Annotated in this window: 15 protein-coding genes; 10 read left to right on the plus strand and 5 right to left on the minus strand. The window is 41.5% G+C overall.

Going from position 1 to position 16,457, the window contains the following annotated elements:
- Positions 1 to 47: 47 nt before the first annotated feature.
- The gene (locus AB6811_RS08920) at positions 48 to 1,376 is read right to left on the minus strand and encodes an alpha-L-fucosidase (RefSeq protein WP_369490103.1); all 1,329 of its coding nucleotides are present in this window, start codon (positions 1,374 to 1,376) and stop codon (positions 48 to 50) included.
- Between the two features lie 288 nt (positions 1,377 to 1,664).
- Here AB6811_RS08920 and nhaD point away from each other — a divergent pair, with 288 nt between their 5' ends.
- The gene (nhaD, locus tag AB6811_RS08925) at positions 1,665 to 3,077 is read left to right on the plus strand and encodes a sodium:proton antiporter NhaD (protein WP_369490104.1); all 1,413 of its coding nucleotides are present in this window, start codon (positions 1,665 to 1,667) and stop codon (positions 3,075 to 3,077) included.
- A 110-nt stretch (positions 3,078 to 3,187) separates the two neighbouring features.
- Positions 3,188 to 4,312: a hypothetical protein gene (locus AB6811_RS08930; RefSeq protein WP_369490105.1), complete on the plus strand. Its 1,125-nt coding sequence runs from the start codon at positions 3,188 to 3,190 to the stop codon at positions 4,310 to 4,312.
- Between the two features lie 39 nt (positions 4,313 to 4,351).
- On the opposite strand, the gene AB6811_RS08935 is transcribed toward AB6811_RS08930, so the two are convergent.
- From AB6811_RS08935 to AB6811_RS08945, 3 genes are all read right to left on the minus strand, one after another.
- Complete coding sequence (locus tag AB6811_RS08935) at positions 4,352 to 6,934, minus strand: M14 family metallopeptidase (protein ID WP_369490106.1); 2,583 nt, start codon at positions 6,932 to 6,934, stop codon at positions 4,352 to 4,354.
- Between the two features lie 110 nt (positions 6,935 to 7,044).
- Positions 7,045 to 7,377 carry an STAS domain-containing protein gene (locus tag AB6811_RS08940; protein WP_369490107.1) on the minus strand — a complete coding sequence of 111 codons (333 nt, stop codon included), beginning with the start codon at positions 7,375 to 7,377 and terminating at the stop codon, positions 7,045 to 7,047.
- A gap of 25 nt (positions 7,378 to 7,402) precedes the next feature.
- On the minus strand, positions 7,403 to 7,765 hold the full coding sequence (locus AB6811_RS08945) for an Hpt domain-containing protein (RefSeq protein WP_369490108.1): 363 nt from the start codon (positions 7,763 to 7,765) through the stop codon (positions 7,403 to 7,405).
- Between the two features lie 160 nt (positions 7,766 to 7,925).
- Between AB6811_RS08945 and gcvT the strand changes: the two genes are divergently transcribed.
- The 8 genes from gcvT (at position 7,926) to AB6811_RS08985 (ending at position 15,837) form a co-directional block, all read left to right on the plus strand.
- Positions 7,926 to 9,035 (plus strand): glycine cleavage system aminomethyltransferase GcvT, encoded by a 1,110-nt coding sequence (gene gcvT, locus AB6811_RS08950; RefSeq protein ID WP_369490109.1) that lies wholly within the window; start codon positions 7,926 to 7,928, stop codon positions 9,033 to 9,035.
- 46 nt (positions 9,036 to 9,081) lie between these two features.
- A complete protein-coding gene (locus AB6811_RS08955; protein WP_369490110.1) occupies positions 9,082 to 9,795 on the plus strand; it encodes a 2-phosphosulfolactate phosphatase in 714 nt (237 codons plus the stop codon).
- Between the two features lie 131 nt (positions 9,796 to 9,926).
- Positions 9,927 to 10,997: a 3-phosphoserine/phosphohydroxythreonine transaminase gene (gene serC, locus AB6811_RS08960; protein ID WP_369490111.1), complete on the plus strand. Its 1,071-nt coding sequence runs from the start codon at positions 9,927 to 9,929 to the stop codon at positions 10,995 to 10,997.
- Between the two features lie 412 nt (positions 10,998 to 11,409).
- Entirely contained in the window at positions 11,410 to 12,333 is a 924-nt protein-coding gene (locus tag AB6811_RS08965) for a 3-phosphoglycerate dehydrogenase (RefSeq protein WP_369490112.1), read from the plus strand.
- Positions 12,334 to 12,382: 49 nt separating this feature from the next.
- Entirely contained in the window at positions 12,383 to 12,730 is a 348-nt protein-coding gene (locus AB6811_RS08970) for a four helix bundle protein (RefSeq protein WP_369490113.1), read from the plus strand.
- A gap of 31 nt (positions 12,731 to 12,761) precedes the next feature.
- A complete protein-coding gene (locus AB6811_RS08975) occupies positions 12,762 to 14,003 on the plus strand; it encodes a DUF1015 domain-containing protein (RefSeq protein WP_369490114.1) in 1,242 nt (413 codons plus the stop codon).
- A 140-nt stretch (positions 14,004 to 14,143) separates the two neighbouring features.
- On the plus strand, positions 14,144 to 14,815 hold the full coding sequence (locus AB6811_RS08980) for a YggS family pyridoxal phosphate-dependent enzyme (RefSeq protein WP_369490115.1): 672 nt from the start codon (positions 14,144 to 14,146) through the stop codon (positions 14,813 to 14,815).
- A gap of 44 nt (positions 14,816 to 14,859) precedes the next feature.
- Entirely contained in the window at positions 14,860 to 15,837 is a 978-nt protein-coding gene (locus AB6811_RS08985) for a dihydroorotate dehydrogenase-like protein (protein ID WP_369490116.1), read from the plus strand.
- Positions 15,838 to 15,870: 33 nt separating this feature from the next.
- Here the strand turns inward: AB6811_RS08985 and AB6811_RS08990 are convergent, their stop codons facing one another.
- A complete protein-coding gene (locus AB6811_RS08990) occupies positions 15,871 to 16,377 on the minus strand; it encodes a hypothetical protein (RefSeq protein WP_369490117.1) in 507 nt (168 codons plus the stop codon).
- Between the last annotated feature and the right edge of the window lie 80 nt (positions 16,378 to 16,457).

A 16,457-nucleotide genomic window follows, 5' to 3' on the forward strand; every position in this document is an offset into this window, starting at 1 on the left:
TCTGGTTTAGGTTGGATGAAGGCCGCTTGTTTTGAGCGGCTTTCCTTTTAGTTTAAACCACCTTTCCCTCGGTAAAGTTTTATTGGTTCATCAAAATCAATCCTAACTACGGTCATCAAGCCGTCAGTTAGTTCCTTGGGAACATCAATGAAGATGAGCCCTGGAACCGGACACCATGAAATTTTTCCAACAACTTTATGAAGTAGTTCATGGTTTGTTCCCAAAACTGTTGCCTTTTTTATTGGGCTGTTAATTCCTTTCAGCATGATTTGGCCATAGGTTTTGGCCGGGAGGAATAGAAATAGCGATGTTGAATCCTTTGAAAGGGTAGTAGCGCCATAGAAGTGCCCCATAGGCAAACCCGGTAGTGTGCCATAAATTGCATAGGAATGTTTACCAATCCAGTTCCCAATGGTGTTAAGGGTTTTAACCTGTTCTTCCGGGATTGAGCCATCGGCTTTTGGGGTGATATCAAGCAACAGGTTTCCACCCATGCTGATGGCATCGGTAAGGATGCTTATTATTTCAAAGGGAGTTTTATAGATTGTATCGTTTACCCGGTATCCCCAGGAGCTATTCATGGTCATGCAAAGTTCCCAGTATTTCAGGTTAGGCCTTGTTACCGGAAAGTTTTGTTCTGGCGTATCGTAATCGCCATAACCCTGTAATCGGCCATTAATAATGGTGTTTGGGTTATGCCTATGAATAATTTCTCTAATTTTTTTGGCTTGCCACTCTTTGGCCGAGTGCTCCCAGTCGCCGTCGAACCAGATTAAATCAGGGGAGTAGAGCTGCATAAGCTCTTCAATTTGCCCGTGGCAAAAGTTTAGGTATTGTTGCCACCTTAAGGTGTCATCGGCTACATTGTAACGGTTCGAGTCTCTTGTAAATCCGGGGTAATCGGGGTGTGTCCAATCAATTAACGAGAAGTAAATTCCAACCTTCAATCCTTGTTCCCGTAAAGCTTTAATAAATGGCGATAGAACATCGCGGGATGCTGGCGATTGCCTTGCCATGGAGAGGTTGCTGAGTTTGGTATCCCACACTGCAACTCCATCGTGATGCTTAGCTGTGATAACAACGTACCTTGCTCCCGACTGCTTAACTAGCCTTGCCCACTGGGCAGGATTGTAGCGCTCCGCGCTGAAAAGGTTTATTTGCGCCATATAGTCGGCATGCGATACCTGTTTGTTGTAAAAAGCCCAGGATTCAGATGTATTTCCCAACGAGTATATGCCCCAGTGTATGAAGATTCCAAATTTTGCATCGGAAAACCATTGCATACGATCTTCGCTCCCCTGGGGGTAGCAATTAATCGTAAAAATCAAAAGGAGTGGTAAGAAAAAGTTTCTTGCTGAATTTATCAATGATTTCATCCGTACAAAATATTTATATTATTAATTACTAACTCGTTACTCTCTTGCTTTTAACAAACTTTATCGAGCGGATGGAACACCCATGGTTTGACTTCGTCGAGCTCGCAAAAAACGCTCGGTTGTTTATCTGTGTTTGTGCAAGCTGCCTTACATAGGTGTTTCATATTAAACGCTTTATGTGAAACGTTGCAATCTGTTAATCGATTAACAAGTAAATAAAAGTATCTATATTTTTCAATATGAAAATTCTTTTATTCATTTGCACCCAAATTTAAAAAGTATAATGCTATGTTTTTGTTAATGGTAGTTCTTTTTGTTCTTGGCTATGCAGCTATTGCACTTGAGCATAATATCAAGGTAAACAAAACAGCATCGGCACTTTTTCTTGGTGTTGCCTTATGGGTTTTACTAATTCTAGATGCTGGTGGAATTTTAGGTACTGATATTGGTGGAAGGTTTGGGGAGTTTATTAACGGTCATCCCGATTTGGCATCGTTGCCAAAATGGGAACAGTATGTTAATTATATTGCAGATAATCAGATTCTTGGGTTTTTAGGAGAGATCTCTGAGATTCTATTCTTCCTAATGGGAGCAATGACTATTGTTGAGATTGTTGACCAGCATGGTGGATTTAAAATAATAACCAATAGGATTAAGACCCGCAATAAAGTTAAGCTCTTGTGGATAATATCGTTTGTTACCTTTTTCCTCTCGGCAGTTCTGGATAATCTTACAACCTCAATTGTTATGGTGGCCTTGCTTCGCAAGCTTATTGATGGCAAGCACGATAGATGGCTGTACGCTGGAATGGTTATACTTGCTGCAAACGCAGGCGGGGCTTGGTCGCCTATTGGCGATGTAACAACCATAATGCTTTGGATAAAGGGTAATGTAACAACGGCTGGTATTGTTCCAAAGCTTTTCCTTGCTAGTTTAGTTAGCTTAATAGTCCCACTCGTAGCACTTTCATTTACCCTTAAAGGCGATTTTGCCCAGAGCCACGATTCTAGTTCAGAAAAGATTCATTCGGTAACTCCTGCAACCCGTCGGGAGCGCCACTTAATCTTTATTCTGGGTGTTGGTGCTTTGCTGTTCACACCAGTATTTAAGGTGTTAACCCATTTGCCTCCATTCATGGGAATGCTTTTAGGTTTATCGGTTCTTTGGATATTCACTGAGGTGATGTATCACCGTAAGCATAACCTTGATGAAAAGGAGAAACGCACAGTAGCTCGTGTTATTAAGAATGTAGATGTTCCTACCATACTATTCTTTTTGGGTATCCTTATGGCTGTTGACGCCTTACAAACGGCCGGGCATTTAACCCTGCTCTCGCAATGGCTCGATAGGTCATTTACAAGTCCCTATCCACCAAACATTCTTATAGGTATTCTTTCATCGGTTGTAGATAATGTTCCACTTGTAGCTGCAGCCATGGGTATGCATCCTGCGGTTTCGCTAGATTTGGTAAACACTGCAATCGCAACAAGTTCAACCTATGTGATTGATGGTAATTTTTGGAGTCTTTTGGCTTATTGTGCTGGTACAGGAGGTAGCATTCTGATTATTGGTTCTGCCGCTGGTGTGGCTGTAATGGGACTTGAAAAAATCGATTTTATGTGGTATTTAAAACACATCAGTTTACTAGCATTACTTGGGTACTTTGCTGGAATACTTACATATTTTTTGATGTTTGGGTAATACTGCGTATTGACTAAGCAAAGTCCGTAGTGAGAAATTTCACTGCGGATTTTTTTGTTTATCACTCAAATAATTTTTAAAGTTGTGGTTTGTATCCTAAAATTACTTAAATGGGCATTCAAATAGTCAAGGTAGAGAACAAAACGGATCTCCGAAAATTCATTCACTTACCTGCAATAATCCATAAAGGACATAAGAATTGGGTACCTCCCATTTACTCCGATGAGTGGGATTTTTACAATCCCAGGAAAAACAGAGCCATGTCGTATTCCGATACCGTGCTATACCTCGCTTTAAATGAGGGTAAGCCTGTAGGACGAATAATGGGGATAATCAACAAGCGATATAACCAAATCCATAACGAAAAAACAGCCCGCTTTTTCAATCTGGAAACATTTCAGGATTACGATGTTGCACAGGCACTTTTGGGAGAGGTTGAGAATTGGGCAAAGGAAAAAGGTATGGATAGGTTAATTGGCCCCATGGGTTTTTCCGATAAAGACCCTCAGGGTTTACTAGTTGAGGGTTTCCATGAACCAATTGTTCTGGCTTCGAACTGTAACTACCCCTACCTTGTTGAATTTGTTAACCGATATGGGTTTGAGAAGGACATTGATTTGGTGGTATACAAGGTTCCTGTTCCCCATGAACTACCCGACTTTTACCTTCACATACTTCAACGGGTTAAATCCCGAGCCAACGGCTTTAGAATGCTTAGCTTCTCCAAAAGAAGCGATATCAAACCATTCATTAAACCCGTTCTTTCACTGGTTAACGAAACCTTTGTTGATATCTATGGTTTTAACCCCATGGATTCCGATGAAATGGAGGAACTTGCTGCAAAATACCTTTCATTTATCGATCCCCGCTTTTTGAAGGTTATAACTAATGCCCACAATCAGCCATTGGCTTTCATTCTGGGTATTCCCGATATATGTCCCGGTATTCAAAGGAGTAAGGGATACCTTTTTCCATTAGGGTTTATTCATATCTTAAGAGCAATGCGAACTTCAAAAACGCTAAGTCTTTTGCTTGGCGCCATTCATCCGCAGTATAGGAATTTAGGATTTGATACCTGGATGGGGGCCGAATTGCTACACGAGGCTCAGAAAGCAGGTATGACTATTATTGATAGCCACCTTGAGCTAGAAACAAACCATAAGATGCGTGCCGAGATGGAAAAAATGGGCGGTGTTGTTTACAAACGCTATAGGATTTTCCAGAAAAAACTCTAAAGAAAATAAGGGGTTGCATTTTGCAACCCCTTGGCTATTTTACAAGATTGTGTTGAAAAGAATTTTATAGTTTGAAGGAACCGATGCCCTGAATATTGGGCTAAAACCAAGCAAAATTACTTGTCCTTTCCCTTTCCTGAGCCATATTGCTGCGGTCATGCCATCCATTAACTCCTCGCCTTTAAGGTAACCGCTTAGGAGTTTACTCTTCCCTTCAAAGTATCCAATTACTCTTCGATCCATGTCGAGCGAAGGAACTTGGGTTTCAAACAAGTAGCTATCGCGCATGAAAATTCCCAACTCGTCAGCAAGTCCAAAAGTGAATGGGTAAACAGGTTTTATCTTTAATCTGACTAAAGAGCCGGGACAGGAAAAGCCTTGCTTTTGAACTTCCTTTGCGTTATTCTTAAAGGGTAACATAAACTCCTCGGAAACATTACCCTGTTTGAGTGATAACGTTCCCTCAAACAGTTCAGTTGCCTGCTCCCAAGCTAAAACGGTTCCTCCATTTTGAATGAATTCGGTTAAGGCCTCAATCCCTTTCTGTCCCATTCCCTTGGTATAAATTTCGGGGTAAACCGGCGGAATAACTTGCCCATTCCTTTTGAATTTGCCATCCTTGAGCAGGGTTGCGTTGGTGTTTGGAATAATAATCAGGTCGAATTTCGATAGTAGGTTGCCTTCGGCAACCTGCGAAGGATTTATAACAGTGTATGGAATTTCGTAGGTGTCGAGGATATACTTAGTCCAACCTGCATCCATGCTTTGAACCTGCGATTCAAGTAAACCTATCCGACGTATCTTGCTGATGCTGGTATTGTTGGGTTTAACATCTGAAGTCATTATACTAAAATTCGCATCGTTAAGTATTTGTCTGGTTTTTTCATTCAGGGGAATGCAGAAACTTCCTGCTGGTAATTCAATGCCATCGAACACAGTATGTTCGTTAGTTCGCTCCACCTGAACGCCACTCTTTAGGCATTTAACTGCCAATTTATAGGACTGGTTTACTGTTGAAGGAAGTAATGCAAAGCCTTTTTCGGGTAACGTTTTTTGGTTTAGCGTGAAGCTTGATTGTATGGGTTCAATAATGCTGTTGTCAATAGCGTTGTTATTTATGGTAAAACAGGTTAAACCCTTATGCAATGGTAACGACCAACTGGTTATATCGTATGGTTCCAATACTTTTCCACCCTCCTCTAACCGCCGTTCAGGGAACTCCTGGGGTTCCATCACCTCTTTGATAAACATCCGGAAGGGCTGTGCAAGTGGAACAACAATATCGCCAGAAAGGAAATTTTGATTCTGTATAGTGATGCTTTGCTTTAACCGGTAAACATTTACGCCGTGCTCTTTGAGCAAGTTTACTAACGAAACAAGCTCGCTTGGATCCTGCTGATTGGCTGGAAGTATATAATGGTAGGGAGCGATTGTTTTACCCAGGCTTACCTGTTTTTTGCAGATATCGTTTCTGAACCTTAGAATTCGTTCCTTATACTTGCTGGCAGTTTGTAGCATTGAGATGGTTGACTCAACTTCAAGCGCAACAATGTCCGATAAATGCCACCAGCCGCCAGGCCATGGTAAAAGCATGTTTACACCTTTTTTATACTCAGCCAACCCTTTCGAGGTGCCGGTTAGCTCAGTTGGTTCAATATATACGGGAGTGGCAACTCTGGCACTGGCTGCCTCAGTTAACATGCTTATTACATTTTTCCACAAACAGGTTTCAGTTGAGCCCGGCCAGTAGTTGTCAAAAAGATTTTGTTGGCTAACGCCCTGCAAACCCTTGGAGGTAAGGTCGTTTAGCATGTTTTGCCCAAAAAGGTTCGACCAAGTGTAAAGTTCTGCATCAACATTTTGGGCTATTGGGTCGTGGTAGGGCGGTACAAAGTACCGGGGACCCGTTAGTCCCATCTGGTGCTTCTCAACCATAACTTGAGGGAACCATTCCTGGCTGGTTAGCCTGGATATGGCTTTTGTTTCCGGTTGGGTTAGGGTAATAAAATCGCGGTTATTATCGTGACCAACATATTTTTGGTAAAGGAAAGGCATGGGGCCACCCTCGTATTTTGTTCCTTTGAATTGGTTATAGTAATCAACAACCATGTCCATCCCGTCGGGGTTGTGGCAAATAACTGCCATGTAAACAACGTTGTTAAGAGTATTGCTGAACGTATTTCCAGAAATCAACCTGTAAATTATTGTTGGAAGAGCCTGGGTAGGCCCAACCTCAGTGGAATGCATGGAGAGGGTAGCCATCACAAAAACCCTGCCTAGATCTACCATTTGTTCCCTTTCAGCATTGTTTAGGGAATAGTTAATGGCTAACTGTTTGTTAATCTCCTTAAGCCTATCAAGGTTAGCGATATTCTCTTTACTGCTTACAAATACCGCATAAAGAGTTTTTCCCATAGCTGTTTGACCAATTGGTGTTAGCTTAACCATTGGACTTTGGGTTTCAACCTTTCTAAGGTACTCAACAACTTGATCGTACTTGAAAAGCATACGATCGGCTCCGGGCGTGAAACCGAAATGCTCTTCCGGCGATGTTATTACCTGTGCATGTGAAAACAATATCCAAATAGTAAAGGATAAAAGCAATGTGATTGCACGTTTCATACTATTTTGATTTAGGTTGGTTACTTCCCTTTGACTATTTGGTTTTCAAATGGTTTACAAGTAAAAAAGCCACGAGTTTTATCGTGGCTTTTAAAGTATGATGCTTTCGATTAAAAACTCTTAATACAATCGTCAACGCTTTCCCTTATATCGAACACGGTTTGAAGTTGTAACAACTTGATGAGTTCCATTACTTCAGGGCTGATGTTGCATAGCTTTAAGGTGGCGTTTGAATTTTTACAATGACGGAGTATTGATAGCAACATGCCAAAACCTGTGCTATCGATATAGCTAACACCGCTTAGGTTTAATGCTACCTTTGCATTTGGAGTAATCACTTTTATAACTTCAGTTTTAATCTTTTGTGTAACGGTTACATTCAGCTTGCTATTTTCGCTGAACGAGATCACCAATACATCGTTAATTTTTTCAACATCAATCATATATGTAAGTTTTTAGAGTTTATACTTATAACGATTCAAGAATATGTTGTAGTTCAACAGAAGCCTCGCCTGATATTTTTTTAAACCTTTCCACGTAAACCTTTACAGTGTCATCGTTGGGTTTGCTGGTGCAAATGTTTTCAAGTTTTTTCATATCGGATGTAAGCTCATCAATTCCCATCATGGCCACCGAGTTCTTAATTTTATGGGCCAGTTTTGCCAGGGTGCAGTAATCCTGATTTTTAAGGTAGATTTCCATTTGCTCAGAGAAGGTGGGTACCTGGGTAATGAAAAGGTTAATCAAATCGCGCATCAAATCGGTACTCCCTTCCGAAATCTCTTTCAGAAAATCGAGGTTTACATGGTGGGTTGCCTGATCGGTAGCCATCTTTAAAAAAGATTGAGAATACTACTACTTTCAAATTTACTAAAAAAATGTGATATGTTGAAAAACATAAGCATAAAAGTTTACATCGAAATCGGTTTAAATAACAAGAAACAAATAAAAATCATAGATTTGTGGTACTTTAAATAAACACATAAAACCAATGAAAAATACACCATTTACAAAGTACCATATAGAGCTTGGAGCCCGTATGGCACCATTTGCCGGCTATAATATGCCCATTGAGTATTCTGGTATTAACGACGAGCACATAACTGTTCGTGAGAAAGTTGGTGTTTTTGATGTTTCGCACATGGGCGAAATTTGGGTTAAAGGCCCTAAAGCGCTCGATTTTCTCCAAACCGTTACCAGTAACGATGTTTCAGCATTATTCGACGGTAAAGTTCAGTATAGCTGTTTCCCGAATGATAAGGGCGGAATAGTTGACGACCTTTTAGTTTACAGGGTTAATGCTGAAACCTACCTTTTGGTGGTGAATGCTGCTAATATTGAAAAGGACTGGAACTGGCTTTGCGAGCAGGGTAAAAAGTTTGGTTTAACTCCCGGTAAGGAGCTATATAATGCTTCCGACGAATTTGCGCAGCTTGCCATTCAGGGTCCTTTAGCCTTGAAGGCCATGCAAAAGTTAACTACAGAGAATGTGGTTGATATGGAATACTACACCTTTAAGAAAATCCCATTTGCAGGGATTAAGGAGGTAATATTCTCTACTACAGGTTACACCGGCGCTGGTGGATGCGAAATATACTGCGCCAACGAGGATGCCGATAAACTATGGAAGGCTGTTTTTGAGGCAGGTGCTGAGTATGGCATTAAGCCAATTGGATTAGGCGCCCGCGATACGCTCCGTCTGGAAGCTGGATTCTGCTTGTATGGAAACGATATTAACGATTCTACTTCGGCCATTGAGGCAGGCTTAGGCTGGATAACCAAGTTTGTCCCCGGCAAGAACTTCATTAGCCGCGATGTATGGGAAAAGCATAAAAACGAGGGAACCGATCGCCGCCTGAAGGGCTTTGTGATGATTGATCGCGGAATACCCCGCCAACACTACTTGATTTACGATGCTCAAGGTAACGAAATTGGCGAGGTTACCTCAGGAACCATGTCGCCTATGAGTAAGCAGGGTATTGGCATGGGGTATATCAAGAAAGGCCACTGGAACGATGGCAATGAGATTTATATTGGTATTCGCGATAAGAAATTAAAGGCTAAAATTGTTAAGCCTCCCTTTCACTTAGCAAAAGTATAAACCGTAAAAGGGGGCACAGCCCCCTTTTTTTAAATCAAACTATACCATGCCAAGGATTGAAGTTGCATTTTCGCCTACCATCTTTCAGCACTTTGATAAAGACGGTAAAATAGTTGTGGTGGTTGATATCCTCAGGGCAACCTCAGTAATTTGCACCATGTTTCACAATGGGGTTAAGGAGATAATTCCTGTGCGCAGCATTGAGGAGGCTCATGAATATAAACGCAATGGCTATCTTGTGGTTGCTGAACGCAATGGCCAAAAGCTCGACTTTGCCGATTTTGGAAACTCTCCATTTTACTTTACCCCTGAAACTGTTAACGGGAAAACTATTGTATATAGCACCACCAACGGAACAAATGCAATTACTTTAGGACGTGATGCCCAGGAGGTGGTTATAGCCTCGTTTTTAAATATCTCTGCCGTTGAAAGTTACCTTAACGCCCGCTCAAGCGATATACTTATCATGTGTGCCGGTTGGAAAGGCAAGTTCTGTCTTGAGGATGCCATTTTTGCAGGAGCATTGGCGCAAAGGCTTTTAACCACTGGCCGTTTCGAGACCATATGCGATTCAACCAACGCTGCTATTGATCTTTGGAATGTGGCTAAAGTAGATTTAACCAGCTACGTTGAAAAAGTAGCTCAGCGGCATCGCCTTAAAAAGTTAGGCTTGGATGATGTTATTGGTTACTGCTTTACCTCCGATGTTACCGATACAATTCCAGTTCTCAAAGAGGATAAGTTAGTGCCTTTAATTTAGCATTGCAAACGATTGTTAAAAAACGGTTCAAACTTCCTGTTTGATAACATTTATTTAGGAAATTTGAAAAAAATCTTTGAAATTTGACCTATTCTTGCAATAACAGTTGAAAACTTAAACCATTTAACGCCATGAAAAAACATAATTTCAATGCAGGTCCCTGTATCCTGCCCGAAGTAGCACTTGAAAACACTGCCAAAGCAGTTCTCGACCTCGATGGTATTGGCATGTCAATCCTGACCATCTCGCACCGTTCAAAGGAGTTTGAGGCAATTATGGAGGAAACCAAAGCACTCTGGCGTGAATTGCTTCACATTCCAGAAAACTACCATATTCTTTTCCTGGGAGGCGGTGCAAGCTTACAGTTCTGCATGGTTCCATACAACCTACTCCAAAGCAAAGCTGCCTACCTTGATACTGGGGTATGGGCTAACAAGGCTCTGAAAGAAGCCAAACTTTTTGGTGAGGTTGTTACCGTTGCTTCCTCATCCGATAAGAATTACACATATATTCCAAAAGGGTTTACCATTCCAACCGATGTGGATTACTTCCATATTACCACCAACAACACAATATACGGAACTGAGATTAAGTATGATATGGATTCGCCGGTAACCCTGGTTGCCGATATGAGTTCCGATATCATGAGCCGTCCGGTTGATATTAAAAAGTATGGGTTGATTTACGGTGGCGCTCAAAAGAATGTTGGCCCTGCCGGCGTTACCTTTGTTATTATCCGTGAGGATATCCTGGGCAAAGTTGAGCGCAAGATTCCTACAATGCTCGACTACAGCACCCACATTAAAAATGGATCAATGTTTAATACACCTCCTTGCGGTGCAATATACACCATGCGCGAAACCCTTAAATGGCTTAAGGGAATTGGAGGCGTTGAAAAAATCAACGAGCTAAACAAGAAGAAGGCTCAACTACTCTACGATGCTATTGACAATAGCAAAATGTTTGTTGGAACTGCCGAAAAGGATTCGCGTTCTATTATGAACATTTGCTTTGTTATGAAACCTGAGTATAAGGATAAAGAGGAAGCTTTCATGGACTTTGCAAAGAAGGCCGGAATGGTTGGTATTAAAGGTCACCGCTCTGTGGGCGGCTTCCGCGCTTCAACCTACAACGCTTTGCCTATTGAAAGTGTTCAGGCTCTGGTTGACTGCATGAAGGAGTTTGAGAAGCAAAATGCTTAATTTAATATAAATGGGTTGAATGGGTTCATTCCTGTTCAGCCCATTTTTTTAGAATTAAGGTTTCATCATTTTCTCTCTTTAAGTATTTTTCAAATTAATAAGCCATTTTCCATGAGCCTTCATCAAACTTTGCTAGAAGGAATTGTGAAAAATGGATTTTGGAACAAAAGGTACCCAGGTATCTATAGGGCTCTATCGCAAAATGCTAGGATATTTCGGTTTTTTTATAGATGGGTTTAGGTTGGATAGGTGCAGTTCAGTGTATAACTTGAAGAAAGCAAAATGCTTGATTCATCTAAAAAGTCGACACGAAACCGAAGTAACCTAAAGAATTAAGGAGATTCATGAGTTTAATATCCTAATTCTGATTTCTGACCAATGAACCAATAAAGTAACTCAAAACTTAAAATCTATGACAAAAGTACTAGTGGCCACTGAGAAACCTTTTGCAAAGGTTGCTGTGGAAGGAATACGAAAAATTGTTGAGGATGCCGGGTTTGAATTGGTTTTGCTTGAAAAGTACACCGATCCTAACGATTTGGTTAAGGCTGTAGCCGATGTTGATGCACTTATCGTACGCAGCGATAAGGTTACCAAGGAAGTTGTTGATGCAGGTAAGAACCTGAAGATAGTGGTTCGTGCCGGTGCAGGTTACGACAACCTCGATTTGGCTGCTTGCACTGCTAAGGGAGTTGTGGCAATGAATACTCCTGGTCAAAACTCAAATGCAGTTGCTGAGCTAGCTATTGGCATGATGATCTATATGGCCCGTAACCTTTTCCAGCCCGGAACAGGCTCTGAGATTGCTGGTAAAAAATTAGGTATTCACGCCTATGGCAACGTGGGCAAACTGGTTGCCAAGTACGGAAAGGGATTTGGCATGGAGGTTTATGCCTTTGATCCTTTTGTTGATAAGGCAGTAATGGAAAAAGACGGTATTAAAGTGGTTGATAGCATCGAGATGCTTTACTCCTCGTGCGACTACGTTTCGCTTCACATTCCGGCCAACGATAAAACAAAAAAATCAATTGGTTACGACTTGCTGAGCAAAATGCCCAAGGGTGCCACCCTTGTGAACACTGCCCGTAAGGAGGTGATAGACGAGGAGGGCCTCAAAAAGGTTCTTGCCGAGCGTACCGATTTAAAGTATGCCACTGATATCATGGCCGACTGCCATGCTGAGCTGGTTGAGAAGTTCCCGGGCAGGGTATTTGCCACACCCAAGAAGATGGGTGCTGAAACCGCCGAGGCAAACATTAACGCAGGCTTAGCTGCTGCCCGTCAAATTGTGGCATTCATCAAGAATGGCGATAAAAATTTTCAGGTAAATAAGTAGTTGATACGTTAGGCGTTAAACGTTAAACGTTATCCGAATTAATTTAGGGATGGACCATAAGGAATTAGATGCTTGGAAAGTTGCCGTTGATTTATCAGTTGAGATATATTCCTTAACTCAGAGTTTTCCGAAAGAGGAAAATTTTGGGTTGGTCCAACAGATAAGACGTTCAACTATCTCGATACCATCTAATATCGCCGAGGGATGCGCTAGGGGTAGTTCAAAGGAAACCATAAATTTCCTTTATGTCTCTCTTGGCTCATTGGCTGAATTGGAAACGCAAATAATAATTGCTTCAAAATTGGGCTTTGTTAATGGAATCGATGAGCTTTTAAAAAAGTTGAACAAATTAAAGCAAGTTATTTTAGGATTAATTCGATATTTGAAAACCGTTTAACGTCTCACGTTTAACATTTAACGTTTAAATTATGGTAAAAATTAAAGCATTTAAGGGTATTCGTCCACCAAGGGAGATTGCAAAGGAGGTGGCTGCACGTCCGTACGACGTGCTTAATTCACAGGAAGCAAAAGCTGAAGCAGGGGAAAAATCGTTATTGCATATCACTAAACCCGAAATCGATTTTGATCCTATAATCGATGAGCACACCCAACAGGCTTACGATAAGGCGGTGGAGAACTTCCGCAAATGGAAGGAACGTGGCTGGTTGGTTCAGGACCCCAAGGATATGTACTACGTGTATGCCCAAACCATGGATGGTAGAACTCAGTATGGCCTGGTAGCTGCCTGCCATTTTGAGGATTACATGGAGGGACGTATCAAAAAGCACGAGTTAACTCGTCCAGACAAGGAAGAGGATAGAATGATTCACATCCGCATCCAAAACGCCAACATTGAGCCCGTTTTCTTTGCTTACCCCGCTCATAAGGAGATGGACGAGATTGTAACAAACGTAGTGACAAGCAAAAAACCGGAATACGATTTTGTTGCCGACGATGGCTTTGGCCACCATTTCTGGGTAATTGACGATGAGGCAACCATTAAGCGTATCACTGAAATATTTGCATCAATCCCTGCCCTTTACGTTGCCGATGGTCACCACCGTACTGCTGCTGCGGCTCGTGTGGGACTTGAGAAAAAGAATGCCAATCCTAACCACCGTGGCGACGAGGAGTATAATTACTTCCTTGCCGTAATATTCCCCGATAATCAGCTTAAGATTATTGACTATAACCGTGTAGTTAAGGATTTGAATGGTCTTACTCCAGAACAGTTCCTTCAAAAACTTAACGAAGGTTTTGTGGTTGAGGAAAAAGGCTCAGTGATTTACAAGCCGCAGCAACTACACAATTTCAGCATGTACCTGGAAGGTAAGTGGTATTCCCTAACCGCTAAACCTGGCACCTACAACGATAACGATCCCATTGGCGTTCTGGATGTTACTATCCTGTCGAACCTTGTGCTCGATCCTATCCTCGATATCAAGGATCTAAGAACCTCAAAGCGTATCGATTTTGTTGGCGGCATCCGTGGTTTAGGTGAGCTTAAAAAGAGGGTGGATAGCGGTGAGATGAAAGTGGCTTTTGCGCTTTACCCTGTTTCCATGAAGCAACTTATTGATATTGCCGATACAGGTAATATCATGCCTCCAAAAACCACCTGGTTTGAGCCTAAGCTTCGTAGCGGCTTGGTAATCCACGCCTTGGAATAGTGTAAAATGAAATTTTAACAGACTCAGCATTTGCTGAGTCTTTTTTTATCGCCATAGTTCAACAATCGTTTTCAAAATGGTGTAGCCTGTAGTGGAGCTAAGCCAAAAGTGTTTATTTTTGCATTAAACACTATGTAATCATGAGCATTCCTGAGCAACTAGAAAAAATCAAGAATGAATTACCACAGCATGTTAAGCTGATTGCTGTAAGTAAAACTCACCCCGTGAGTGTGATTATGGAGGCGTATAATGTCGGGCATAAAACTTTTGGCGAAAACAGGGTGCAGGAACTTATTTCAAAGTATGATGAAATGCCAAAAGATATTGAGTGGCATTTAATTGGGCACCTACAAACCAATAAGGTAAAATACATTGCTCCATTTGTGTCGCTTATTCATTCAGTCGATAGCTTAAAGTTGCTATCTGTAATTGATAAGGAAGCGCAAAAGTGCAATAGGGTTATTGACTGCTTGTTACAGGTTTACATTGCATCGGAAGAGACAAAGTTTGGCCTATCGGCCGATGAACTCCATGAACTACTTCAAAATCCGGAGTTTAAGCAGTTACAAAATGTTAGGGTATGCGGCCTTATGGGAATGGCAACATTTACTGACAATATGGAACAGGTTCGAATGGAGTTTAGGTTTCTTAAGAAGCTGTTCAACGAGGTTAAACAAACCTACTTCCAGAATCAACCCTGGTTTAAAGAGCTATCCATGGGTATGTCCAGCGATTACCGCATTGCAATTGAGGAGGGCAGCACCATGGTACGAATAGGAAGTAATATTTTTGGACACCGAAGCTATACCTAAACTAAATTTTTGTAAATTTCAATCGTATTCAAAAACCTTTAACCATGGCTAAACTAGAAACATCCTACTTGGGGCTATCGCTACGTTCACCGTTAATTGTCAGTAGTTCCGGGTTAAACTCATCGGTCGATCGCATTAAAAAATACCAAGAATTTGGTGCTGGTGCTATAGTGCTTAAGTCGTTATTTGAGGAGCAAATCCTCCATGAGGTAAATCACCTGGAAAAGTATTCCGATTATACCGAAGCAACCGATTACCTGAAGCACTATGTATCGGCCAACAATGTTCAGGAGTATATAAACCTAATCAAAAATGCAAAGCAATCGGTTGATATCCCAGTAATTGCTAGTATAAACTGCCTGAGCGATAACCAATGGCTATCGTTTGCCTCACGTATTCAGGAGGCTGGAGCCGATGCGCTTGAAGTAAATATTTACTACTTGCCGCTCGACCCTAAGCGTAAGGCTGAGGAGTATGAGCAAGTTTACAATAGCATTGCAGAGAAACTGCAAAAGGTTATAACTATCCCTGTTGCATATAAGTTAGGATCGCACTTTACCAATCCCTTAAATGTGGTTGAGCACCTTCGCTACCGGGGAGCCAAAGGGGTTGTACTTTTTAATCGGTTCTTTGAGCCCGATATCGACATTCATGCAATGAAGGTGGTGCCCGCCGACATTTTCAGCAATCCATCGGATTTGCGATATACCCTAAGGTGGGTAGCCATAGCCAGCCATTTGATTCCTGAAATTGACATATCGGCTTCAACAGGTGTTCACGATGGCGAGGCCTTAGTAAAGATGCTACTAGCAGGTGCCAAGTCGGTTCAAGTTTGCTCTGCTATTTACCGAAACGGGCCTAAGCATATAGAAGTTATGCTCAATACCCTTACAGAATGGATGAACCAGAAAGGCTTTAAAACGATATCCGATTTCAGGGGTAAGCTTAATGTTGGCTCCATTGCCGACCCAACGCAGTACGAGCGAAGCCAGTTTATGAAGTATTTTTCAAACTACGAATAAAAATGAAAGAACCGCCAACTGGCGGTTCTTTTTTTATAGTTCATCCAGTAATTTCACCAACTCTTCAATTAGGGGTTTAGTTTCAGCGTTATCCCCTTTGACGGATTTGATTTTGGCTTTCAAATCGTTAAGTTGCTCTCCGTTCAAATTCTCGGTCATGTTTTCAATCACGGTAAAAGCCTCGAGGCAAGCCTGGTAATTGCCGTGTTCCATTATGTCGATAAAAGTATCGACGTAAGGAGTAAAGTCCAGGCGGCTTTGCCAGCAAACCGAAACCAACAGGTGAATATCTTTCGACCTCTTGTTTTGCCTTATTGCCTCAACTATTGTATCAATACTCGATTTGTTTTTTAGGTCAACCAGGAAGTTTACAACCTCGTTCTTCAACTTTTCCGAACGCGTGCTGAAAAGCAAGCTAAGTATTGTTGGAAGCATATAGTCCTCACCGGTTTCCCTCAATTCAGTAAGCAAACCAATAATTGCCTCGTCGGAACTCGCTTCGATAGTCTTTTGGAACTGTTCTGCCTTGTTGGGCTGCATAGGGTTTAAAATTTTTTACAAAGGTATTGCTTTTGGTTTTACTTTGGTTTTAAAATCATTTGTTTACCTAAAAAATTGAG

Origin of the sequence: Tenuifilum sp. 4138str (assembly GCF_041102575.1) — a bacterium.
In the GTDB taxonomy this organism is placed as follows: Bacteria; Bacteroidota; Bacteroidia; order Bacteroidales; family Tenuifilaceae; genus Tenuifilum; species Tenuifilum osseticum.